Origin of the sequence: Streptomyces fuscichromogenes (assembly GCF_014645815.1) — a bacterium.
GTDB lineage: Bacteria > Actinomycetota > Actinomycetes > Streptomycetales > Streptomycetaceae > Streptomyces > Streptomyces fuscichromogenes.
Genome location: NZ_BMML01000012.1, coordinates 67,879 through 89,077, shown reverse-complemented (window position 1 = coordinate 89,077; position 21,199 = coordinate 67,879). Strand labels below are relative to the sequence as shown.

Sequence of the window (21,199 nt, the reverse complement as noted above, 5' to 3'; positions counted from 1 at the left end):
GGAGGGAGCGCTGGATGGGTGTCATGCACATCGCACTCGCCTCCTTCCGTCCGGTCTCGGGCGTGCGCTCACACGTTAGGGGCCCGGCCGGGTGGCGTCCACGGGTTTTCCGCCCGCGCCTCCAAGATCGGGGCGGGTCCGGCGACCGGACACGGGCGTAGCTTAGGGATGTGACTTCGGTGCGCGGCTGGTCGCCGCGTGGCTACCGGGACGGTCGTGGCTGGTTGCAGGGTGCGCCGCCGCCACGCTGGGTCCGGGTGCTGCCCGTCGTCCTGCTGGCGATCGTGACCGCGGCGACGCTGATCAGCCCCGACGGGCACGACTTCGGCTTCCTCCTCGGGGCCATCCCGCCGCTGGCCGTTCTCTCCTACGGCCCGCTGGCCACGGCCGTGCTCAGCTGCCTGGTGGTGCTCCTGCTCAACGTGCCCGCCACCCATCTGAACCATCCCGGCGACACCGATCTCCTCACGGTCACGTTCGTCGCGGTGCTGAGTGTGTTCGTGTCCTATGTGCGCAGTCACCGCGACGCCCAGCTGCTCACGGAGCGGGCGGTGGGCGAGGCGGTGCAGCGGGCCGTGCTGCCACCGCTGCCGGAGCGGGTCGGTGCGGTGGGGTGCGTGGGGCTGTACCGGGCCGCGCAGCACGGGACGCTGGTCGGCGGGGACTTCTTCGACGTGCGCGACGGCCCGTACGGGGTCCGGGCGGTGATGGGAGACGTCCGGGGGCACGGACTGGCCGCCGTGGCCACGGTGGTGTCCCTGCTGGGGGCTTTCCGGGAGGCGGTCCTCGACCTGCCGGACCTGGAGTCGGTGGCGGCGCGGATGGACCGCAGACTGACGGTGGACTCGGCGGACATCCCGCACGCGGAGCTGTTCGCCACGGCCCTGCTGCTGGAGTTCTCCGCCGATCTGCGGTCGGTGCGGATGGTCGCCTGCGGTCATCCGGCGCCCGTGCTGCTGCGGGACGGGCAGGCCCAGGAGGTGGGCGTCACGCCGGGGGCTCCGCTGGGCCTCGGGCTGGTGGGGGTGGACCCGGCGAAGGAGATCACGGTCGAGCTGGGGACCGGCGACCGGCTGTTCCTGGCCTCGGACGGGGTCTGGGAGGCGCGCGACCGGGCCGGGGGCTTCTATCCGCTCCCGGAGCGGCTCGCCGGGTTCGCGGGCGTGGACGCGGTCGCGCTCACCGAACTGGTGTGGAAGGAGCTGACCGGGCGCTACGAGGTGCGTGACGACGCCACCATGCTCGTGCTGACCCCGGCCGTCCGCTGAGCCGCCGGCACCGCCGAGGGCCCGCCGCTCAGCCCACCTCCCACAGGAAGCGGTGGGTGTGGATGCCGAAGTACGGGAAGGGCCGGACCTCGCGTACGCCCTCGATCGGCCGGACCACGTCGTTGACGAGGTCGAGGAGGTCCTTCGGACCGGGCGTGACCACCTCGGCGAACAGGTCGAAGCCGCCCGAGGTGAACACGGAGTACACCACCTCGGGGTGTCCGGCGAGCTCGTCGGCGACGGCGCGGGGGTCGCCGTCCACGCCGATGCCGAGCAGGGCCATCGCCTGGCCGCCCATGGCCATCGGGTCGGTGACGCCGACGACCTGCACGGTCCGCGAGTCCAGCAGGCGCTGCAGCCGCTGCCGGGCCGCGGAGGCGGACAGGCCGACCTTCGGGCCCAGGTCGGCGTAGGCGATACGGCCGTCCGCCTGGAGCTCGCGCAGGATGGCCCGGTCGATGTCGTCCATGTGCACCGCGTCCTCCCCTCCCCTCCCCTTTCCTGTGCTCAGCCGGCGAGTTCGAGCAGGGCGGCGCCGAACACCGCGGTGTGGGTGTCGACGTCCTGCTCGGTGGTGTCGGGGCACATCAGCGCCATGTTGTGGAACGGGGTGAGGAGGATGCCCCGGTTGGCGAGGTAGAGGTGCAGGAAGTCCTCCAGCTCGGGGTCGGCGGCGGCCTCGGACGCGGTGCCGGTGCGCGGGGCCGGGTCGGCGAAGCGGTACTCGGTGCGGGCGCCGAGGCGGCTGACCGACCAGGGCAGGCCGTGCTCCTGGACGGCGGACCGTACGCCGGTCTCGAAGCGTGCGGAGAGCCGGTCCATGTGGGCGAACGCCTCGTCGGTGAGCACGTGCTCCAGGGTGGCCCGGGTCGCGGCCACCGAGAGCGCGTTGCCCGCGAGGGTGCCGCCGACCCCGCCCATGTCCACCAGGTCCAGGTCGGCACGGGCGAGGAGCCGCTCGGCGAGGTCGGCGGAGAGGCCGTAGGCGCCGGCCGGGATGCCGCCGCCGATGGCCTTGCCGATGGTGAGCAGGTCGGGTTCCAGGCCCCAGGCGGCGGTGCAGCCGCCGGGACCGGCGGAGAAGGTGTGCGTCTCGTCGTTGACGAGCAGCGTGCCGTACTGCCGGGTGAGGGCACGCACGCCGGCCAGGTAGCCGGGCTCGGGCAGGACGATGCCGATGTTGGTGAGGGCGGGTTCCATCAGGACGGCCGCCACGTCGCCGTGGGCGAGTTCGCGGGCCAGCTGGTCCAGGTCGTTGAACTCGGCGACCCGGCTGGTCAGGGTGACGTCGCAGGGGGCGCCGACGTTGCCGGGGCGGGGCGCGCCCTTGCCGTCGGGACCGACGACGATGAGGGACTCGTCGACGCTGCCGTGGTAGCTGTAGCTGTTCACCAGGATCTTCGGGCGTCCGGTGACGGCGCGGGCGAGCCGGATCGCCCACCGGTTGGCGTCGGTCGCGGTCAGCGAGAAGCTCCAGCGGGCGAGCCCGAAGCGGCGGGTCAGCTCGGCGCCGACCCACTCCGCGTCCTCCGTCGGCAGCATCGCGGTGGCCCCGCCGAGCTCGGCGAACCGGCGCTGCACCGCCTCGGTCACGGGGGCCGGCGAGTGACCGGCCATCGCACCGGTGTCGCCGAGGCAGAAGTCGATGTACCTCTGCCCGTCGACGTCGGTGACCCGGGCACCGCGGGCGCTCGCCAGGTACCGGGGGAACGCGCCGGCGGTCTTGTTCATCCACGTCATCGGGACCCGGCCGAAGAGATGGCCGGCGTCGGCATACGCCGCCCGGGAGCGCGGGTTTCGCCGCTCGGCCTCGGCGCTCTCGCGGGCCAGGAGGGCGTGCAGTCGGGTGCGGTCCATGGAGTACCCCTGGTCGAGTGCGGGCGACGACGGAACGGGCCGAGACTACGACCGAAATCGCATGCACTTCAAGATGTGACGCTCGAATCGACTGCCGTGGCGATGGAATCGAGCGTGGCCGACCACCGGGAAGAATCCAATGACCTGTACAGGATCAGCACCAATGTGCAGTGTTCGAACATTCACCCTGAAACGCCAGGGTTCGCCACCCCTTCCGCCACTTAGAAATATCTACCAGCATGCATATGCCGGGTAGGCGGGCGGCGGCGCCGAGTGCCCGGCGTCGGTCGTTCCCTGCGTCCGAAACAGGTGAGCGGAGATCCCCGGAGCGGTGCATGACGAACACGATGTGGATGCAGGGTGTGGAATGGCTCGCGGCGGCGTCTGCGGACCCCCGGACGTGCAAGTGGGAGTGGGACCACGGAGAAGGCGTCTCGCTGCTGGAGGCGGGCCGGTTCTGGGACCTGTTGAGCGTGCCGGACCGGCTCGGTCTGCTCACGCTGGACCTGCTGTGGCGGCCGTCCCTGCCGGTACCAGGGCCGACCCTGGTGGACACCGCGGCGCGCCGGGTCGGCTTCTTCCTGCCTCCCGACCCGGACGGCGGCTGGATCGGGGCCGGGCTGCGGTACGCGAACAAGGGGGCATGGGTCGCCGTACCGCCGCCGTACCGGCCCGCGCGTTTCCTGGAGTGGCTGGTGCCGCCCGACGGCAGTGGCACCCTGCACGCGCCGGGCACCCTGGAGCTGGCGTTGCGGGAGGCCAACGGCACGCTGGCGGTGCTGCGGCCGGTGTGCGAGGAACAGTGAGGCCGTGACGAGCCGGGCGCGGCTCCGGCTGCGGGGGCGCAGGGCGCTCGGCTCCGGGGGTCGTGGCCGACGGGCGGCGCCGGGCGGGCGCCCGTACCCTGTGAAGTCAGGGATCTGACGTCCGACCCCACCGCACGTTCGCTCTCACGTGCTTGGAGTCAGCCCATGCCGCACACGTCCGCCATGCTGCGCCGGGGGGCCGCGGTCGCCGTCCTGCTGGGGACGCTCACCGTGCCTCTGGTCGCGCCGCCCGCCGTCGCGCCGGCCGCGCTCGCCGCGCCTTCGGCCACCCCCTCGCCGTCCGGCAGCCCGGACGTCCGTGCCATGACCCCGGCGACGGCCCGCCGGCTCGACGCGGCCGTGCAGCACGTGATGCGCGAGGCGAACGTACCCGGTGTGACCGTCGGCGTCTGGACACCCGGCCAGAGCGACTACGTTCGCTCCTTCGGGGTCGCGAACAAGGCGACCGGGCAGCCGATGTCGCCCGACCTGTACATGCGGATCGGCAGCGAGACCAAGACGTTCACCGTGACCGCGGTGCTCCAGCTGGCCGACCAGGGCAGGGTGAGCCTGGACGACCCCATCGGCAAGTACCTCGACGGCGTGCCGAACGGTGACCGGATCACGTTGCGGGACCTCGCCGGGATGCGCAGCGGACTGTTCAACTACTCCGAGGACCCGGGCTTCTTCAAGGCGCTGACCTCGGATCCGCAGCGCCCCTTCACCCCGCAGCAGCTGCTCGCCTACTCGTTCCGGCACCCGGTGATGTTCCGGCCCGGGGAGAGGTTCTACTACTCGAACACCAACCTCATCGTGCTCGGCCTGCTCGTCGAGAAGGAGAGCGGGCAGCGGCTCGGCGACTACCTCGAACAGCATGTGCTGGGTCCGGCGGGCATGCACCACACGCTGTTCCCGACCGGAAACGAGTTCCCCACCCCGCACGCGCAGGGCTACACGGACCAGACGGCGACCGGGAAGGTCGAGGAGACTGCGGGCTGGAACCCGTCCTGGGGCTGGGCCGCCGGCGCGATGATCTCGAACCTGGACGATCTGCGCACCTGGGCGCGCACGGTGGCCACCGGCGTCTTTCCCGACGGCACGACCATGGTCGGCCCCGCCGTCCAGAAGCAGCGGCTGACCACTCCTTCGACGGGCATCCAGGGCGCCGGGTACGGCCTCGGCATCTTCGACGTCCAGGGCTGGATCGGGCACAACGGCTCGCTGCCGGGTTACCAGTCCCTGACCGTCTTTCTGCCGTCGACGGGAACGACCGTGGTCGTGCTGCTCAACACGGACATCAGCTACAAGGGCGACATCGAGCCCAGCACCCTGTTCGGGCAGGCGGTCACCCAGATCATCTCCCCGGCCCACGTCTTCGACCTGCCGGCACCGGCCTCCGCCACACGGTGACGTCACGGACCGCACGCGGTCCCCGTCCCATCCCAAATCCTCAGCCCCGCACGGCATTTCCGACACTTGCAGCAGAAGCGAACAGTCACCGGGCGGATTCGAAGCGATGTAACGATTCACCGTGCGAGGCCGGTCAATGACGGTGTGTACTGTGCTGCGAGCGCCACATGGGAGGGCCCCGGGCTCCCCCCTGCCCACTGCTGCCCTACTCCCCCTGGAAACCGATTCCATGATCGAATTGCCGGAACTGGTAGCCGGTGGTCTCGCCGCCGGAACGCTCTCCGCGCTCGCCCTCGGCGGCAGCCTGCTCAGGTCCCGGCACCAGAAGGCGGCGCTGCGGGCCGAGGTCACCGAACTGCGCGCCCAACTGGACGGCGCCGAGGGCACGTTCGTCACCGAGGTCGAACATCTCGCCGCCCGCCGGATGCCCGCGGCCGCGGCCCAGCTCGCCCATCCGCACCTGCGGGTGCCGGGCCCGGCCAGGCAGCACACGCCCGGGACCCCCACCGGGATCGCGCTGGAGTACGTGCTCACCGCGCTGCGCGAGGAGCTGACCGCGCAGCGCACCCGGATCGACGCGGCCGCGCAGGCCGGTCTCCGGGGCGCCACCCGGGAGATCCAGGCCGCCCTGTACCGCCTCCAGGACGCCCTGCGGGGGCTCCAACAGCGCTACGACGACCCCGAGCTGGCGCAGACGCTGTTCGCGCTGGACCACGAGAACGAGCAGTCGCTGCGGCGGGCGCAGGTCGCGGCCGTGGTGTGCGGGGCCTGGGTGGGACTGGCCCGCGAGGAGTCGCACGTGGTGGACGCCGTCACCGGCGGCCAGGCCCGGCTCTCGGGCTACCACCGGGTCCAGGTCCACAATCATCTGGAGCCGGGCACCGCCCTGGTGTCGCACGCGGTGGAGCCGGTCGCCATCATCGTCGCCGAGCTCCTCGACAACGCGCTGCGCCACTCGGCGCCGGACACCGACGTCGTGGTCAATCTGGAGCACGTCCACCACGGGGTGTGCGTGACCGTCGACGACGCGGGCCTCGGCATGACGCAGGACGAACGGGCCCGCGCCCAGCGGCTGGTGGCGGGCAGCGACCCGATCCTGCTGACCGACCTCGGTGACCCGCCGCGCATGGGCCTGGCGGCGATCGGCCAGCTCACCCGCCAGTTCGACCTGAACGTCGACGTCTCCTCCCCCTCGCCCTACGGCGGGGTGCGCGCGGTGCTGCGGGTGGACAGCCATCTGCTCGCCCGGATCGACCCGGAGGAACGGCCCCCGTCGGTCAGCGCGCCGCGCTCGACCCGGGAGCACGTGGTGCGCAGGGAACCGGCACGTGAGACCGCGACGCACGGGATACCGGAGCGTGCGGCGGCCGGGTCCGAGCCTGCCGTGCCCGAGCCGGCGCGGCCCGGGACCGCGGTGTCCGTCACCGCGCCGGGCGAGTCCCCGGCGCCCGCCCTGGCGCTGCCCGCCGCGGCGGCCGGCTCCGGGGCGGGAGCCGAGCACGAACGCGTCCCCGCCCCCGCCTCCGACGGCGAGGAGCCCGGTGGCCTGGGCCCGCTGCCGCAGCGGCGCCGTCGGCACCGTACCGCCGCCCCCGGCGCGCCCGAGCCGCAGCCGGCCGCGCGCCGCCCCGAGGAGGCGGCCGCCGCACTCGCGGCCCTCCAGTACGGCACCGCGGCCGCGCGGGCCCCCAAGCGGGCGAACGCGCCCGAACCCCACCGGACCGACGACGAAGGAGGAGCGGCCAGATGACCAGCCGCGATGCGGGCGAGACGGCATGGGTGCTGGACCCCGTCCTACAGGTACCGCATGTACTGGCCGCCGTCCTGCTCACCCGGGACGGCCTGGCGACCGGATACACCGACCGCCTGTCACAGGCGAGTGCCGAGCGGGTGGCCGCGATCACCAGCACCGTGCAGGGTGCCTGCCGGGCCGCGGCGGCCGCGTTCGCGGACCGGGAGCGGGCCGAGGTGCGGCAGGTGGTCATCGAGTCGGACCACGGATACGTGCTGATCGTGCCCACCGACCACGGCACCTGTGTGGCCGCCTACGGCGACCCGGAGGTGCGTCTGGACCTGCTGGCGCACCGGGTGCACTCGCAGGTGGCCCGGCTGGGCGAGAAGGCGATGGCGGCCGCGCCCAGAGGCTCCGACGGCGGCGCGCCGGCATGACCGGCCGCCGTGGCGGCCGTCCTCTGGTCCCCGCGTATCTGTCGACCGGCGGGGTGGCCCGGCCCAGCCGTCCGCATCTGGAACGGCTGACGGTGCTCACCCGCGACGGGACCCCGCTGCCGGCCGGTCTGCCGGCCGCCGAACTGGCCCTGCTGGAGCTGCTGTCCGGCGGCGCGCTGACGGTGGTGGAGGCGGCGGCGCTGCTGCGGCTGCCGTTCTCCGCCGTCCGGGTGCTGGCCGCCGACCTCGTCGACCGGGACCTGGCCCGGGCCCGCGCGCCGATCCCGCCCGCCGAACGGTTCGACCCCGACCTGCTGAAGAGAGTGGCCGATGGCCTCCGCGCCCTCAAGCACCAGTGAGCTGCCCCGCGCGGGCGGCAACCATCTCCCCGACGGGGCCCGCGACCTGGTGAAGATCCTGGTCACCGGGCCGTTCGGGGTGGGCAAGACGACCCTGATCGACTCGGTGTCGGAGATCCGCCCGCTGCACACCGAGGAGCACCTCACCGAGGCCTCCGTCCATGTCGACGACCTCGACGGGGTGCGGGAGAAGCAGACGACGACCGTCGCCATCGACTTCGGGCGGATCAGCCTCTCCGGCGGGGTCGTGCTGTACCTGTTCGGGACGCCGGGGCAGGACCGGTTCCGGACGCTGTGGGACGACATCTCCTACGGCGCGCTGGGCGCGCTGGTCCTCGTCGACAGCCGCCGCATCGACGCCTCCTTCGACGTGCTCGGCCTGGTGGAGGAGGCGGGGCTGCCGTACGCGGTCGCCTTCAACACGTTCCCCGACGCGCCGAGCCACTACACGGGCGAACAGCTGCGCGCCGCCCTGGACCTGGAGCCGGGCACCCCGCTGGTGACCTGTGACGCCCGGGACGCGCACTCCTCGGTCGACGCGCTGCTCGCGCTCGTCCAGCACCTGATCGACGACCGGCCGGCGGAGGCCCGATGACCGCCCAGCAGTCCTTCACCGTCTCCGGCCCGGTACGGCTGTGGGAGGACGGGTTCGCCCGCAACCCGCACGGCTACTACGCGGCCCTGCGCGCCCAGGGCCCGGTGGGCTGGGCGGAACTCGCGCCGGGCACACCCGCCTACGTGGTCACCGAGCGGCGCGCCGCCCTCGACGTGCTGCGGGACGTCGAGACCTTCTCGCACGACCCGCGGGGCTGGGAGGCGACCGTCCCGGAGGACTCGCCGCTGCTCGGCATGATGCGCTGGCGGCCCAACGCCCTGTTCTCCGACGCCGACGCGCACCTGCGCTACCGGACCACCCTCATCGACGTGTTCGACCTGATCGAGCCGCACGACCTGCGCCAGCTGGTGCACCGGGCGGTCCGGCTGCTGGTCGACCGCTTCGGCCCCAAGGGCGAGGCGGATCTGGTCACCGACTTCACCCGGCCGCTGATGGCCCTGGTGTTCAACAACCTCTTCGGGCTGCCGGACAGCCAGGGCGACCGGCTCAACGAGGGCCTCCTGAAGATGATGGAGGGCGGTGCGCAGGCGGCCGCGGGCGAGGCGGACTTCGTCGAGTACGTGCTGCGGCTGATCGCCGCCAAGGTCGAGGAGCGCGGCGAGGACCTGCCGAGCATGCTCCTGGACCATCCCGCGCAGCTGACCCCGGAGGAGGTCACCTGGCAGGTGTTCCTCACCCTGGGCGCCGGCTACGAGCCGACCACCAACCTCGTCTCCAACGCGCTCTCCCGGATCCTCGGCAACCCGCTCTACTACTCGACGCTCACCAGCGGCGCCCGCCCGGTCATGGACGCGGTGATCGAGGTGCTGCACCACGAGACCCCGCTGGCCAACTACGGCATCTACTACGCCCGTCGGCCGGTCTCCTTCCACGGGGCGTGGATCAGGCCGGCGATCCCGGTGGTGGTCTCCTTCGGTGCCGTGGGGCTGTTCGCCGAGCGGGAGGACACCGGCGGCCGGCGGGCCGCGGACGCCTCGCACCTGTCGTGGGGTGCCGGCCCGCACGCCTGCCCGGTCCGGCACCACGCGCTGCTCATCGCGACCGAGGCGATCGAACAGCTCACCCTGTGGCTGCCCGACCTCGACCCCGTCCTGCCCCGCGAGAGGCTCAGCTGGCGGCCCGGCCCGTTCCACCGCTCGCTGACCTCGCTGCCCGTCCGGTTCAGCCCCCGCTCCCCCGACCAGCCTGGAGAGACGTCGTGACCGTCACCGACCGTATCGCTCTCGACCCGTTCGGCTCCGACATCCCGGCGGAGAGCGCGCGGTTACGCGCCCTCGGCCCCGTCGTGCCGGTCGAACTGCCCGGCGGCATACCCGCCTGGGCGCCCACCGGCTACGACGTGCTCAAGGAGCTCATCCTCGATCCCCAGGTCAGCAAGGATCCGGGCCAGCACTGGCGGCTCTGGCCGGAGATCGGCGAACACCCCTCCTGGGGCTGGGTGCTGGGCTGGATCGGCGTGGTGAACATGCTCTCCGCGTACGGCCCCGACCACACCCGGCTGCGCAAGCTGGTGGCGCCGAGCTTCACGCACCGGCGCACCGAGGCGATGCGCCCGCGCGTCACGGCGATCGCCGGGGAGCTGCTCGACGCGCTGGCGCGGGCGGGTGCCGACGGCTCGGTGGTGGACTTGCGAGCCGGGCTGGCGCAGCCGCTGCCCATGCGGATGATCTGCGAACTGTTCGGGGTGCCCGACGAGATGCGGGACGACACCGGTGCGCTGATCGCGGCCATCATGGACACCTCCGACCCGACGCCCGAGCACGCGGCGTTCGTGCAGGAGCGGATCGGTACGGTCCTCGGCGGGCTGATCGCGTACAAGGTGGAGCAGCCGGGCGACGACATGACCACGGAGCTGATCCGGGTCCGCGACGAGGACGGTGACCGGCTCAGCGACGAGGAACTGCTGTACACGCTGCTGCTGGTGATCGGCGCCGGCTTCGAGACCACGGTCAACCTGATCGGCAACGCGGTGGTCGCGCTGCTGACGGACCCGGCGCAGCTGGCGGCGGTGCGCACCGGGAAGACCGGCTGGGACGCGGTGATCGACGAGACGCTGCGCGTGCATCCGTCGATCGCCTCGCTGCCGCTGCGGTTCGCGGTGAGCGACCTGAAGGTCGGGGACGTCACGATCCCGGCCGGGGACGCGATCATCACGACGTACGCGGCCGCGGGTGTGGACCCGGCGCACTACGGGCCGGACGCGGCCGTGTTCGACGCGGGGCGGGGCGCCGACGACCATCTGGCGTTCGGGGTCGGGGTGCACCGCTGCATCGGCGCGCCGCTCGCCCGGGCGGAGGCGCTGGCCGCGCTGCCCGCGCTGTTCGAGCGGTTCCCGGAGCTGCGGCTCGCGGTCGGGGAGGACGAGCTGCGCCAGGTGCCGTCGTTCATCGCGTTCGGCTGGCAGGAGATCCCGGTGCGCCTGGAGGCGTGAGCCGGGCCGCGGGCAGGGCGACCGGGACGGCGGGGGCCCCGACCGGTCCCCCGTTCCGGTCGTGCCCCCGCGCAACGTGAACATACGTCCGGATCAGGTCGTTGGGTATCGCGCCGGTGCCCGTTCGCGCACGCCGAGGACTCACCCGTGCACAGGTGAGTCCGGTTGGCCCGGATTCGGCCCGAGCAGGGTGGGTACGGCGAGGTCCCCGAGGACGAGGTGGGCCAGGACGACCTCGTACAGGTCGGTGCCGGCGGCCAGCAGCTGGCGTTCCAGGACGGGTTCGGCGCCCCGAACGTGCTCGCGGACGGTCTGCGCGTGTACGCCCAGGTCCTGGGCGGCGCGTTCGGCGTTCCCGCCGGCCGCGATCCAGGCCCGCAGGGTGCCGCGCAGGTCGCGGCCGTCGCGGATCAGACGGTCCAGGAGGTCGCGCGCCCAGGTCCGCAGCGCCGGACTCGCCAGCAGGTCGTACAGGCGGACTCCGGTCGGCTGCGGGACCGTGCCGGCGACGTCGTCCGTCAGGGCCGCCTGGGTGTTGAGGGCCAGATGGGCGGTGGCGCGCACGGTGAGGTCGGAGAAGTCGGCGCCCAGCAGCGTCTCGACGCGGTCCATGCGGGCGCGCACGGTGTTGCGGCTGACACCGAGGACCTTGGCCGCGCTGACGGCGGTGAACTCCAGGCCGAGCCGGGTGGTGGCGAGGAGTTCCGCGCGGGTGTGGTGGGGCAGGGTGTCCAGCGGCCGGAGCACGGTGGAGGACCAGGCGTGCAGCGCGCCGGGGTCCATCAGCCGTTCCGGGTGGGTGCGTTCGGCGTAGACGGCGGCCTGGTCGGGGCGGAAGCGGGCGACGGCGAGGGCGCTGACGGCCTGCCCGTAGGCGGTGGCCGTCTGCGCCAGGCTCTGCTGGACGCTGCCGCCGAGGAAGGTGCCGGGGCGGCCGTCGACGAGGGAGCGCAGCCGGTCCGCCGTGGCGGGCGCCGGGCTGAGGACGATGACGTGGCCGTCCATGGCGGGGCAGCGCACGACCAGGGCCTGACCGCGGGTCACGTCCAGGCAGTCCTCGGCGAGTCCGTCGCGTTCCGCCGGCCGCCCCTCGACGATGTACACACAGGCGCTGTCGGTGTCGAGCAGGCCGGGCCACAGGCCGGCGGCCACCCGGCGGGCGGAGACCGTGTCCTCCACCATCAGGAGCTGCAGGATGGCGAGGCGCAGGTCGGCGGCCGCCCGCCGGAGCCGGTGCCCGGCGGCCGTCAGTTCCCGTTCGCGCAGCAGGAGTTCGACGACTCCGGCGGTGTGGGTGACGATCTCGGCGGCGCGCCGGTCGAAGGGGGCCGCGCGGGCCACGGCCAGCAGTCCGGTGGCCGCCGGACGGGTGTCGGGGGCGCGGACCGCGACCAGCCGCAGGTGGCGGTCACCGTCCTGGACGGCGGCGGCGGAGATCCGCCCGGCCACCACATCGGTCACGAGTCCGGCGTCGAGGGGGATTCTCGTCCCGGCGAGCAGGATGCCGTCGGCGTCCTGGAGGCAGACGGTTCCCGCCACGGCGCCGGCGAGCCAGGCGACGACCCGGCGCGGGTCGCGGGCGCCGGGGCGCAGGTGGTCGAGGAGCCGCGCGGCCCAGTCGTCGCCCTGGGATACCGGGGGCCGCGGGCCCCCGCCTGCTCGGCCTGCCATCTCGCCCTGCCCCTCGTCCCTCGCGTCGGCCTCGGTCCACGGACGTTACCCGATGCGCAGGACCTGCTCCCGGCCACCGGGCACGGCTCCGCCGGCGGCCCACGGGGGACGGGCCGCCGGCGGAGAAGCCTCACCCGGGACCGGGGGGAGGGACCCGGGGTGGCCTGATCGTCGGCTGCCCCGGATTCCACCGGTCATGCCGGCCCGTTCCCGAAGCCGCCGGATCCATGATCGGCGAGGGCCGCGGCGGGGCCGCCGAACCGTGCCGCGACCGATCGCTCCGCCGGAAGTGCCACGCTGTGCCGTCTGCCGGCTGCGGCACCGTCGTGGCTGGTCGCGCAGTTCCCCGCGCCCCTTCAGGGCGCCACCGAACCGCAGCGGACCCGGCCCGGTCGGCCGACAGCCGCCGAACGGCATAAGCTCGGCGGATGGCGAAGTACTTCGACGTGCACCCCGACAACCCGCAGGCGCGCAGCATCTCCCAGATCGCCGACTCGGTGCGGTCGGGGTCGCTCATCGCATACCCGACCGACTCCTGCTACGCGCTGGGCTGCCAGCTCGGCAGCCGGGACGGCATCGACCGGATCCGTGGCATCCGGCATCTGGACGACCGGCACCACTTCACCCTGATGTGCCGTGACTTCGCGCAGCTCGGCCAGTTCGTGCGGGTGGACAACGACGTGTTCCGGGCCGTGAAGGCGTCGACGCCCGGCAGCTACACGTTCATCCTCCCCGCGACCCGGGAGGTGCCGCGCAAGCTGCTGCATCCGAAGAAGAAGACCGTCGGCGTCCGTATCCCCGACCACGTGGTCACCCAGGCTCTGCTGGCGGAGCTGGGCGAGCCGCTGCTCTCCAGCACCCTGCTGCTGCCGGACGAGGAGGAGCCGCTGACCCAGGGCTGGGAGATCAAGGACCGGCTGGACCACCAGGTGGACGCGGTGGTCGACTCCGGTGAGTGCGGTACCGAGCCGACCACGGTCATCGACTTCTCCGGCGGGGAGGCCGAGATCGTCCGCCGGGGCGCGGGCGACACCTCCCGCTTCGAGTGAGCTCGAAGGTCCCGTCCGGAGCTCTTCCGCCCCGTCGTGCCACGATGATCAGGACATGCCGCGCCGGGTGTCCCACCCCCCGACGCCGACTCCACAGAGAGGCACTTGCGCCATGACCGCCGTACAGGGAACCGACGTGGACATCACCACCGAGGACGGCGTCGCCGACGCCTACCTGGCCCATCCCGCCGACGGGCTCCCCCACCCGGGCGTGCTGCTGTACCAGGACGCCTTCGGGATCCGTCCGCACCTGAGGTCGATGGCGGACCGGCTCGCCGGCGCGGGCTACACGGTGCTGCTTCCCAACGTCTTCTACCGCCACGGCCGTACGCCGGTCATCGACCTCCCCGAGTTCATCGACCCCGCGGTGGACCCGACGATCTGGCAGCGCATCATGCCGATCATGATGTCGCTGACGCCCGAGCTCAGCGACCGGGACTCGGCCGCCTACCTGGACTGGCTGGCCGGGAGCCCGCTGGTGGCCGACGGGCCGGTGGCGATCACCGGTTACTGCATGGGTGCCCGGCTGGCCGTGCGGACCGCCGCGGCGTTCCCGGACCGGGTCGCGGCCGCGGGCGGCTTCCACGGCGGCCGGATGGTCACCGACGCCCCGGACAGCCTGCACCTGCTGGCCGGCCGCATCACCGCGGAGCTCTACTTCGGCTTCGCCGACCAGGACCAGTCGATGACCGAGGAACAGATCCACACCTTCCGGGAGGCGCTCGACTCCGCCGGGGTCCGCAACACCTGCGAGATCTACCGGGGCGCCGACCACGGCTACACGCAGGCCGACACCCCGGCCTACTCCGCCGAGGCCGACGAGCGGCACTGGGCGGCGCTGCTGGACCTGCTGAAGCGCACGTTCTGATCCCCGTCCGCCCGTGAGTCCGGGGCCCGTCGCGTCGAGCGACGGGCCCCGTTTTCGTCCCGCTCATTGACATGAACCCGCCCCACCGAGACCCTGAGAGCGCTCTCAGACTGGTACGGACCAATGTCCGTACGACGACCCCGACCCCACACGGAGGTGGAGAGTGCACACAGGACTCGCACGCCGGACGCTGCCCCTGACGGCCGCGGCGGCACTGATCGGCGGGGTGCTCACCCTGGGCACCCCGCACCCGGCCGACGCGGCGGTGCCGGACACGATCCCGCTGAAGATCACCAACAACTCCGGCCGCGCCGACCAGGTGTACGTCTACGACCTCGGCACCCAGCTCGCCACGGGACGGCAGGGCTGGGCCGACGCGGGCGGCACCTTCCACGCCTGGCCGGCCGGCGGCACCCCGCCGACCCCGGCACCGGACGCCTCGATCACGGGCCCGGCGGCGGGTCAGTCGAAGACGATCCGGATTCCGAAGTTTTCCGGCCGGATCTACTTCTCCTACGGCCAGAAGCTGGACTTCCGGCTGACCACCGGCGGCCTGGTGCAGCCCGCGGTGCAGAACCCGACCGACCCCAACCGCGACATCCTCTTCAACTGGTCCGAGTACACGCTGAACGACTCGGGTCTGTGGCTCAACAGCACCCAGGTGGACATGTTCTCGGCGCCGTACGCGGTCGGGGTGCAACGCGCCGACGGCAGCGTGAGCAGCACCGGGCATCTCAGGTCCGGCGGCTACAACGGTGTCTTCAGCGCCCTGCGCGGGCAGTCGGGCGGCTGGGCGAACCTGGTCCAGACCCGGTCCGACGGCACCGTGCTCCGGGCGCTCTCCCCGCTGTACGGGGTGGAGACCGGGGCGTTGGCGTCGACCGTCATGAGCGACTACGTGAACCGGGTCTGGTCGAAGTACTCGACGTCGACCCTGACCGTCACACCGTTCGCCGACCAGCCGAACACCCGGTACTACGGCCGGGTCTCCGGGAACGTCATGAACTTCACCGACTCCGCCGGAGCGGTGGTGACGAGCTTCCAGAAGCCGGACGCGGGCAGCGTCTTCGGCTGCCACAACCTGCTCGACGCCCCCAACGACCTGGTGCGCGGCCCGATTTCGCGCACGCTCTGCGCGGGCTTCAACCGGTCCACGCTGCTGACGAGTTCGAGTCAGCCGGACACCGACCCGGCCGACTTCTACAAGGACGCGGTGACCAACCAGTACGCGCGCGCCGTGCACGCCCAGATGGCCGACGGCAAGGCGTACGCCTTCGCCTTCGACGACGTCGGCAACCAGGAGTCGCTGGTCAACGACGGCAGTCCGCAGCAGGCGTACCTCACGCTGGACCCGCTGAGCTGACCCGCACGAGCGTCCCGCACCCGGTTCGCGGATGCGGGACGCCCGACTTCAGGCGCGGTGCGTCAGCCGGTCGTGACGGCGGTGTCGTCGACGACGAAGCTGGTCTGGAGCGAGGAGTCCTCGACACCGCTGAACTTCAGGGTGACGGTCGAGCCCGCGTAGGAGCCGAGGCTGAAGGACTTCTGCACGTACCCGGAGGCCGCGTTGAGGTTCGAGTAGGTGGCCAGGGTGGTCGAACCGGCGGTGACCGTCAGCTTGTCGTACTGGGTGCTGGTGGTGGTCTCGGCGGTGTCGATGTGCAGGTAGAAGGTGAACGTGGTGGCGGTGCAGCCGGACGGGATCGTCACCGACTGGGAGAGCGTGTCGGTGTGGGTGGAGCCGTAGCCGTCGAGCCACGCCTTGTAGGAACCGGTACGGGCGGCCTCGCTGCTGGAGTTGGTGATGACTCCGCTGCTCGCGGTCCAGGTGGTGTTGCCCGACTCGAAGCCGGGGTTGCCCAGCAGCTGCGACGAGGTGCAGGTGCCGCCCCCGCCACTGGAACTGACCGTCCAGGTGAAGGAGGCCGTGCCGGTGGCACCGGTCGAGTCGGTCACCGTGACGGTCGTGCTGTAGGTGCCCGCCGTCGTCGGGGTGCCGGTGATGGCACCGGTGGAGCTGCTGATCGACAGGCCGGTCGGCAGGCCGGTCGCCGCGTAGGTCAGCGAGCCGCTGTTGGTGCTGCTCGCCGATATCTGCAGGCTCACCGCGGTGCCGACGGTCGAGGACTGGCTGCCCGGGTTGGTGACCGTGACGCCCGAGGTGGGCACGGTGATGTGGCTGCCGACGTTGATGCCGGCGAACGCGTTGCCGACACCCGCGTACTGGGTGGAGCTGGTGCCGTACAGCGCGGCGGCGGCGCTCAGGGCGGCGGTGCGGGCACCCGCGTAGGTGGTGCTCGACGTCATGTACGACGTCAGCGCCTTGTACCAGATCTGCAGGGCGGCGTCCCGGCCGATGCCGGCGACGGCGACGCCGTCGGAGGTGGTGCTGGTGTAGGTGACGCCGTTGATGGTCTTGGTGCCGCTGCCCTCCGAGAGCAGGTAGAACATGTGGTTCGCCGGGCCGGAGGAGTAGTGCACGTCGAGGTTGCCGACCCCGGAGTACCAACTGTCCGCCGACGAGCCGTCCTTGCTCGGCTTGTCCATGTAACGCAGCGGCGTACCGTCGCCGTTGATGTCGATCTTCTCGCCGATGAGGTAGTCACCGACGTCGGAGGAGTTGTTCGCGTAGAACTCCACGCCGGTGCCGAAGATGTCGGAGGTCGCCTCGTTCAACCCGCCCGACTCACCGGTGTAGTTGAGCCCGGCGGTGTTCGACGTGACGCCGTGGCTCATCTCGTGGCCGGCCACGTCCAGCGAGGTCAGCGCGTGGGTGCTGCTGGTGCCGTCGCCGTAGGTCATGCAGAAGCAGTCGTCGTCCCAGAAGGCGTTGACGTACGCCGTGCTGTAGTGGACGCGCGAGTAGGCGGCGACTCCGTCGTTCTTGATGCCGCTGCGGCCGAAGGTGTTCTTGTAGAAGTCCCAGGTCATCTGGGCGCCGTAGGCCGCGTCGGCGCCGGCGGTCTGGGTGTTGGAGCCGGATCCGGTGCCCCAGACGTCGTCGGAGTCGGTCATCAGGGTGCCGGTGCCCGACGTGCCGTTGTTGAGGGTGTACGTCTTGTGGCCGCCGCGCGTGGTGTCGTACAGCTGGTACGTCGAACCCGACAGCGTGGTGTTGAGCGTGACCGTGCCGCTGTACTGGGTGTTGCCCGTGCCCGTCTGGACGGCCTGGTAGCGGTAGAGCTCCTTGCCGCTGGTGGCGTCCGTGACGACGTGCAGCTTGCTGGGCGTGCCGTCGTCCTGGAAGCCGCCGATCACGGTCTCCCAGGCGAGCTTCGGGGTGCCGTTGCCGGCCCAGATCACCTTGCGGGCACTGTCGGCGACGGGCTTCTGGGCGTCGAGGGCCCTGGCCGCCTTGAGCGCCTTGGTCTGGGCGGCGGACTTGCTGTAGGCCGCGCTGACCGTGGGGACGGCGATGGTGCGCTTGTTGTTGAAGGTGGTGCTCACCGTTCCGGCCGCGAGGGAGGCGGGCGGGGTGTGCACGACCAGGTCGCCGCCGAGGACCGGCAGACCGGCGTAGGTGCGCTCGTAACGGGTGTGCACGGTGCCGTCGTTGTCCTTGACGACGTCCTTGACGACCAGCTTCTCCTTGGCACCGAGACCGATGGTGCGGGCGGTCGTGGCGGTCTTCTGCTGCGCGCTCTTGAGCAGCGCGGAGTGCTGGGCGGGGCTGAGCTTCGCCTCCAGAGCGCCGGTGCGGACGGGGCTGGGGTGGGGGGCGGCGGGCTTGGCGTTCGCCGGTACCGACTGGATGCCGACGGCGAGGAAGGCGGCGGTGGAGACCAGTGCGGCTCCGACCGTGGCCCGTCTGTGGGGAAGACGTCTCACTCGTACTCCTCCTGCTGCGGCCGCCGGGTCGCGGCCGATGACAGACCGGGCAGACGGGGATGTGCTGTCCGGGAAGAGCTGAGCTGTGCGGGGACCGGGATCCGGGACCGTCGTGCATGGCCCGGGATCCGGGGACACGCCGTGGAGAAAGCGTGTGCTGAGCGAGGATTCCAGATTTGACCCGCGCATGTCATTCACGTCGAGGCCAGTCGAGGGTTTTCCCTATGCGCCGTGGGGTGACGGAGCGCACCCGCGCTCAGCGGGAGGGCAGACGCGGCGGGGCCGGTGGGCGCACCATGAACACGTCCACCGGATCCTCGCTCTCGACCAGGAATCCGTGCCGCCGGTACAGCCGCCGGGCCGCGCTGCCCTGAAGGACGTTCAGCCGGACGGGGACTCCGTCGCGGTCGCACCGCTCCAGCAGCTCGCGCAGCACGGCCGAGCCGATGCCGCCGCCCTGAACGTGCGGGGCCAGATAGAAGTGCTCCAGCCATCGGGCGCCCTCGGCCGGCCGCAGCGCCACGCACCCGGCGAAGGCACCGTCGACCTCGATCACCCTGGTGTGGGCCGCGTCGAACCCGTCCCTCAGCCGCTGCCGGACCCGCCGCGCGTCGTACCGCCCGAGCCGCTCCAGGTCGCCCCGGAGCACGACGGCACGCAGCTCGGCCACCGCGTCGACGTCCGCGTCCGACGCCGGCCGCGTCCTCCAGTCCGCCATGATCGCCACGCTATCCCCCATGGCCGGCCGCCAAGGGACCGGGGCGAGGAGCCCGGCCCGGCCGACCGGCCGTCGACGCACGAAGACGGACTGCCCCCCGGACCACCAGCCCGAGCCATGCCGAGCCGACCGTTTTATCCTTGTTCAGCCGGAATATGGCAGCTCCCACCCCACGGAAAGGGCTCACCCATGCGGGTCTTCATCGTCGGCACAGGCAACATGGCGGGCGCCATCGCCACCCGGGCCCTCGCGGGCGGGCACCTGGTCCGGCTGATCGGCACGGATCCCGTCAAGGCCGCCGCACTCGCCGACGCCCTGAGCGAGCGGACGCCGGGGGCGGATGTGGCGCCTGCCGTGCCGGACGCGGTCGGGTCGGCGGACGTCGTGGTGCTGGCCGTGCCGTTCGACAGGGCCAGGCAGGTCGTGACCGAGTACGGGGACCAGCTCACCGGGAAGACCGTCGTCGACATCTCGAACCCCGTGGACTTCTCGACCTTCGACTCGCTCACGGTGCCGGCGGACAGCTCCGCCGCCCAGCAGCTCGCCGAGGCCGCCGCGCCGGGCACGCACCTGGTCAAGGCCTTCAACACCACGTTCGCGGGCTCGCTGGTCGCGGGTGAGGTGGGCGGGCTGCCGCTGGACGTGTTCATCGCGGGCGACGACGCGGCGGCCCGCGACCAGGTGGCCGAGCTGGTCTCCTCCGGCGGACTCAACCCGGTGGTCGTCGGCGCACTGCGTCACGCCCGGGAACTGGAGGGCATCCAGCTGCTGCACATGGCCCTCCAGACGCGGCCCGAGGGACACGGCTGGATGAGCGCGATCAAGATCGTCGCCCCTTGATCCCCGCCCCGCCCGTACCCCGGCCGAGGACCGCCCCGGCGGCGGCCGTACCGGCCCGTGCCGCCCCCAGGCGGCCGAAGTCCCGGCGGCCCGCCCCCGGCGCGTAGTACCTTCCCCCACAACAGCCGTGGCTCTGGGGGGAGTTGCATACATGCACGGCACGACGGACGGTTTCCACTACGGCGCGGTGACTCCGGTCGCGGCCTATCTGATGGCCTGTCTGGGCGGGGCGCTGGGGCTGCGCTGCATCGTCAGGTCGCTGTACCACCACGGGCAGTCGTGGCGGCCCGGCTGGCTCGCCCTGGGGGCGGCCTCGATCGGCTGCGGCATCTGGACGATGCACTTCATCGCGATGATCGGCTTCCATGTCCAGGACACCACGATCCGCTACGACACGGGGCTGACCCTGCTCAGTCTGGCGGTGGCGATCCTCGTGGTCGGCATCGGCGTCTTCGCGGTCGGCTACCGGGGAGCGGGCGCGGGAACACTCTGGACGGCGGGCGTCATCACCGGCCTCGGCGTGGCCGCCATGCACTACCTGGGCATGGCGGCGCTCCGCTTTGACGGAACGATTCACTACGACCCGGTGACGGTCGGCCTCTCCGTGCTGATCGCGATCGCGGCGGCCACGGCGGCGCTGTGGGCGGCCGTGTCGGTGCGGGGCTTCACGGCGAGTCTGGGCGCCAGCCTGGTGATGGGCCTGGCGGTGTCGGGCATGCACTACACCGCCATGGCGGCCGTGAGCGTCGATGTGCACCAGGCCTCCACCTCCTCCTGGTCGAGCGCGTCACCGACCTCGCTGCTGCTGCCCATGCTGCTCGGCCCGGCCGTGTTCCTGCTGCTGGCCGGGGTGGTGGTGATGTTCGACCCGCTGCTGGTCCTGGGCGACGGGGACTGGGACCGCCGGGCACCCGCGGAGAACGGTCCGCCGTCGACGGCGCCCTGGGCGGCGCGCCCCCGTCCACCGGTACGGCGCGGCGGGCGCCCTCCGCAGAACCGTTACGCCCGCCCGGCACCCGGCGGCACGGACCGGTACGGCGCGGCGACGCACCCCACGCCGTCCGCCACCGACCGGTACGGCACCCGGAACCGCCCGGTACCCGGCGCGACCGGCCAGTTCGGCATCCCCACCCAGCCGCCACCGCGCCCGCCCGGCCGGCCAGGCACCCCTCATCGCCCGGTGCGCCCTCCGCAGGATCCGTACGGCGCCCCCTCGAACCCCTACGAGTGGTGACCGGCCCGGCAAAGGAGGCACGGGGAGCGGGCGGGGACCGCCGGCTCCGTGCCCGCACCGGCGGCGAGGACCCGA

The 21,199-nt window shown here is 72.4% G+C and carries 19 protein-coding genes; 14 read left to right on the top strand and 5 right to left on the bottom strand.

What is annotated here, in order from left to right:
- Positions 1-170: 170 nt before the first annotated feature.
- Positions 171-1,268, top strand: a complete 1,098-nt coding sequence (locus IEZ11_RS25725; RefSeq protein ID WP_189265246.1) for a PP2C family protein-serine/threonine phosphatase — start codon at positions 171-173, stop codon at positions 1,266-1,268.
- A 28-nt stretch (positions 1,269-1,296) separates the two neighbouring features.
- Here IEZ11_RS25725 and IEZ11_RS25720 read toward each other — a convergent pair whose 3' ends face one another.
- Together IEZ11_RS25720 and IEZ11_RS25715 are read right to left on the bottom strand one after the other, a co-directional pair.
- A complete protein-coding gene (locus tag IEZ11_RS25720) occupies positions 1,297-1,737 on the bottom strand; it encodes an Lrp/AsnC family transcriptional regulator (RefSeq protein WP_189265245.1) in 441 nt (146 codons plus the stop codon).
- 38 nt (positions 1,738-1,775) lie between these two features.
- Positions 1,776-3,125 (bottom strand): transaminase, encoded by a 1,350-nt coding sequence (locus IEZ11_RS25715; protein ID WP_189265244.1) that lies wholly within the window; start codon positions 3,123-3,125, stop codon positions 1,776-1,778.
- Between the two features lie 335 nt (positions 3,126-3,460).
- Between IEZ11_RS25715 and IEZ11_RS25710 the strand changes: the two genes are divergently transcribed.
- The 8 genes from IEZ11_RS25710 (at position 3,461) to IEZ11_RS25675 (ending at position 10,916) form a co-directional block, all read left to right on the top strand.
- A complete protein-coding gene (locus IEZ11_RS25710) occupies positions 3,461-3,931 on the top strand; it encodes a hypothetical protein (RefSeq protein ID WP_189265243.1) in 471 nt (156 codons plus the stop codon).
- Positions 3,932-4,096: 165 nt separating this feature from the next.
- Positions 4,097-5,341: a serine hydrolase domain-containing protein gene (locus tag IEZ11_RS25705; RefSeq protein ID WP_189265242.1), complete on the top strand. Its 1,245-nt coding sequence runs from the start codon at positions 4,097-4,099 to the stop codon at positions 5,339-5,341.
- A gap of 229 nt (positions 5,342-5,570) precedes the next feature.
- Positions 5,571-7,091: an ATP-binding protein gene (locus IEZ11_RS25700; protein ID WP_189265241.1), complete on the top strand. Its 1,521-nt coding sequence runs from the start codon at positions 5,571-5,573 to the stop codon at positions 7,089-7,091.
- Positions 7,088-7,510, top strand: coding sequence for a roadblock/LC7 domain-containing protein (locus tag IEZ11_RS25695; RefSeq protein WP_189265240.1), 423 nt, complete (start codon positions 7,088-7,090; stop codon positions 7,508-7,510). Before IEZ11_RS25700 ends, IEZ11_RS25695 begins: the two co-directional genes overlap by 4 nt.
- Positions 7,507-7,869, top strand: a complete 363-nt coding sequence (locus tag IEZ11_RS25690; RefSeq protein ID WP_189265239.1) for a DUF742 domain-containing protein — start codon at positions 7,507-7,509, stop codon at positions 7,867-7,869. Before IEZ11_RS25695 ends, IEZ11_RS25690 begins: the two co-directional genes overlap by 4 nt.
- Positions 7,841-8,464 carry a GTP-binding protein gene (locus IEZ11_RS25685; RefSeq protein WP_189265238.1) on the top strand — a complete coding sequence of 208 codons (624 nt, stop codon included), beginning with the start codon at positions 7,841-7,843 and terminating at the stop codon, positions 8,462-8,464. Before IEZ11_RS25690 ends, IEZ11_RS25685 begins: the two co-directional genes overlap by 29 nt.
- Entirely contained in the window at positions 8,461-9,687 is a 1,227-nt protein-coding gene (locus IEZ11_RS25680) for a cytochrome P450 family protein (protein WP_189265237.1), read from the top strand. The genes IEZ11_RS25685 and IEZ11_RS25680 overlap by 4 nt, the downstream gene beginning before the upstream one ends.
- A complete protein-coding gene (locus IEZ11_RS25675) occupies positions 9,684-10,916 on the top strand; it encodes a cytochrome P450 family protein (protein WP_189265236.1) in 1,233 nt (410 codons plus the stop codon). Before IEZ11_RS25680 ends, IEZ11_RS25675 begins: the two co-directional genes overlap by 4 nt.
- Positions 10,917-11,057: 141 nt before the next feature.
- Here IEZ11_RS25675 and IEZ11_RS25670 read toward each other — a convergent pair whose 3' ends face one another.
- Positions 11,058-12,587 carry a helix-turn-helix domain-containing protein gene (locus IEZ11_RS25670; protein WP_189265235.1) on the bottom strand — a complete coding sequence of 510 codons (1,530 nt, stop codon included), beginning with the start codon at positions 12,585-12,587 and terminating at the stop codon, positions 11,058-11,060.
- A 428-nt stretch (positions 12,588-13,015) separates the two neighbouring features.
- Between IEZ11_RS25670 and IEZ11_RS25665 the strand changes: the two genes are divergently transcribed.
- From IEZ11_RS25665 to IEZ11_RS25655, 3 genes are all read left to right on the top strand, one after another.
- Positions 13,016-13,636, top strand: coding sequence for an L-threonylcarbamoyladenylate synthase (locus tag IEZ11_RS25665; protein WP_189265234.1), 621 nt, complete (start codon positions 13,016-13,018; stop codon positions 13,634-13,636).
- A gap of 112 nt (positions 13,637-13,748) precedes the next feature.
- Positions 13,749-14,504: a dienelactone hydrolase family protein gene (locus tag IEZ11_RS25660; protein WP_189265233.1), complete on the top strand. Its 756-nt coding sequence runs from the start codon at positions 13,749-13,751 to the stop codon at positions 14,502-14,504.
- A gap of 163 nt (positions 14,505-14,667) precedes the next feature.
- Positions 14,668-15,867, top strand: a complete 1,200-nt coding sequence (locus tag IEZ11_RS25655) for a glycoside hydrolase family 64 protein (protein ID WP_189265232.1) — start codon at positions 14,668-14,670, stop codon at positions 15,865-15,867.
- A 62-nt stretch (positions 15,868-15,929) separates the two neighbouring features.
- Here the strand turns inward: IEZ11_RS25655 and IEZ11_RS25650 are convergent, their stop codons facing one another.
- Both IEZ11_RS25650 and IEZ11_RS25645 read right to left on the bottom strand, forming a co-directional pair.
- A complete protein-coding gene (locus IEZ11_RS25650; protein WP_189265231.1) occupies positions 15,930-18,332 on the bottom strand; it encodes a M4 family metallopeptidase in 2,403 nt (800 codons plus the stop codon).
- A 256-nt stretch (positions 18,333-18,588) separates the two neighbouring features.
- Positions 18,589-19,050, bottom strand: a complete 462-nt coding sequence (locus tag IEZ11_RS25645; RefSeq protein ID WP_189265230.1) for a GNAT family N-acetyltransferase — start codon at positions 19,048-19,050, stop codon at positions 18,589-18,591.
- A gap of 189 nt (positions 19,051-19,239) precedes the next feature.
- On the opposite strand from IEZ11_RS25645, the gene IEZ11_RS25640 reads away from it, so the two are divergent.
- Together IEZ11_RS25640 and IEZ11_RS25635 are read left to right on the top strand one after the other, a co-directional pair.
- Positions 19,240-19,890, top strand: coding sequence for an NADPH-dependent F420 reductase (locus tag IEZ11_RS25640; RefSeq protein WP_189265229.1), 651 nt, complete (start codon positions 19,240-19,242; stop codon positions 19,888-19,890).
- Between the two features lie 151 nt (positions 19,891-20,041).
- On the top strand, positions 20,042-21,124 hold the full coding sequence (locus IEZ11_RS25635) for an MHYT domain-containing protein (protein WP_229713351.1): 1,083 nt from the start codon (positions 20,042-20,044) through the stop codon (positions 21,122-21,124).
- Positions 21,125-21,199: the final 75 nt, after the last annotated feature.

Coding starts and splice junctions, on each gene's coding strand:
- IEZ11_RS25720 (WP_189265245.1), bottom strand. CDS start 1,737: ATGGACGACATCGACCGGGCCATCCTGCGCGAGCTCCAGGCGGACGGC.
- IEZ11_RS25715 (WP_189265244.1), bottom strand. CDS start 3,125: ATGGACCGCACCCGACTGCACGCCCTCCTGGCCCGCGAGAGCGCCGAG.
- IEZ11_RS25635 (WP_229713351.1), top strand. CDS start 20,042: ATGCACGGCACGACGGACGGTTTCCACTACGGCGCGGTGACTCCGGTC.
- IEZ11_RS25705 (WP_189265242.1), top strand. CDS start 4,097: ATGCCGCACACGTCCGCCATGCTGCGCCGGGGGGCCGCGGTCGCCGTC.
- IEZ11_RS25665 (WP_189265234.1), top strand. CDS start 13,016: ATGGCGAAGTACTTCGACGTGCACCCCGACAACCCGCAGGCGCGCAGC.
- IEZ11_RS25670 (WP_189265235.1), bottom strand. CDS start 12,587: ATGGCAGGCCGAGCAGGCGGGGGCCCGCGGCCCCCGGTATCCCAGGGC.
- IEZ11_RS25640 (WP_189265229.1), top strand. CDS start 19,240: ATGCGGGTCTTCATCGTCGGCACAGGCAACATGGCGGGCGCCATCGCC.
- IEZ11_RS25660 (WP_189265233.1), top strand. CDS start 13,749: ATGACCGCCGTACAGGGAACCGACGTGGACATCACCACCGAGGACGGC.
- IEZ11_RS25710 (WP_189265243.1), top strand. CDS start 3,461: ATGACGAACACGATGTGGATGCAGGGTGTGGAATGGCTCGCGGCGGCG.
- IEZ11_RS25685 (WP_189265238.1), top strand. CDS start 7,841: ATGGCCTCCGCGCCCTCAAGCACCAGTGAGCTGCCCCGCGCGGGCGGC.
- IEZ11_RS25690 (WP_189265239.1), top strand. CDS start 7,507: ATGACCGGCCGCCGTGGCGGCCGTCCTCTGGTCCCCGCGTATCTGTCG.
- IEZ11_RS25695 (WP_189265240.1), top strand. CDS start 7,088: ATGACCAGCCGCGATGCGGGCGAGACGGCATGGGTGCTGGACCCCGTC.
- IEZ11_RS25645 (WP_189265230.1), bottom strand. CDS start 19,050: ATGGCGGACTGGAGGACGCGGCCGGCGTCGGACGCGGACGTCGACGCG.
- IEZ11_RS25700 (WP_189265241.1), top strand. CDS start 5,571: ATGATCGAATTGCCGGAACTGGTAGCCGGTGGTCTCGCCGCCGGAACG.
- IEZ11_RS25680 (WP_189265237.1), top strand. CDS start 8,461: ATGACCGCCCAGCAGTCCTTCACCGTCTCCGGCCCGGTACGGCTGTGG.